1 protein-coding gene is annotated in these 574 nt (G+C 42.7%); it reads right to left on the bottom strand.

What is annotated here, in order from left to right; genetic code table 11:
• On the bottom strand, positions 1-574 hold a 574-nt coding region (locus PAT01_RS20040; protein ID WP_450091351.1), incomplete at both ends, for a flagellin N-terminal helical domain-containing protein.

Genomic DNA, 574 nt, shown 5'->3' with positions numbered 1-574 from the left:
CTCCACCAGCAACAGATGCCTCATGACCATTTGTTGTTATTTCTGCTGCAACACGATCAAGGTCTCCGTCTGTTAGATCATAGGTTTTACCACCCATATCAAACGAGCCCGCGTTAGCAGCATTTTCTATTTTTATATCAACCTCTAAAACAGCTTCAGCCTCTACTCCTAAATTTAAGTCAGCAATACCTTTTGCAACATCAACTGCAGTATCACCCACCGCAGTAGCATAAATTCCTGAGTCTCCATCAGAGTTTGTAACTGTGATATTTTCTGAGTTAGCAATTGTACCTAAAGCTGCACCAGCGTTAGAAGCGCCTAAAACAGAGCCTGCCCCGTTTTGTTTGTAATTGCCTATATCTTCTGCTGCAACACTAGTTAGAGATACCGATATAGTTTGGTTAGCATCCGCACCTATCTGGAACTTTTTACCTCCGAAACTTCCATCAAGAAGGTTTACACCACCGAAGCTTGTTGTATCAGCTATCCTTGTAAGTTCTGTTTGTAAAGCTGAAACCTCCTTTTGAAGTGACTCGCGATCTTCCGTAGAGTTTGACCCATTTGCCGATTGCAG

The sequence above is a fragment of the Pseudoalteromonas atlantica genome, assembly GCA_007988745.1.
Lineage (GTDB): Bacteria > Pseudomonadota > Gammaproteobacteria > Enterobacterales > Alteromonadaceae > Pseudoalteromonas > Pseudoalteromonas atlantica.
The sequence above is the reverse complement of the archived record's forward strand: the minus strand, read 5'-3'. Positions and strand labels throughout refer to the sequence as shown.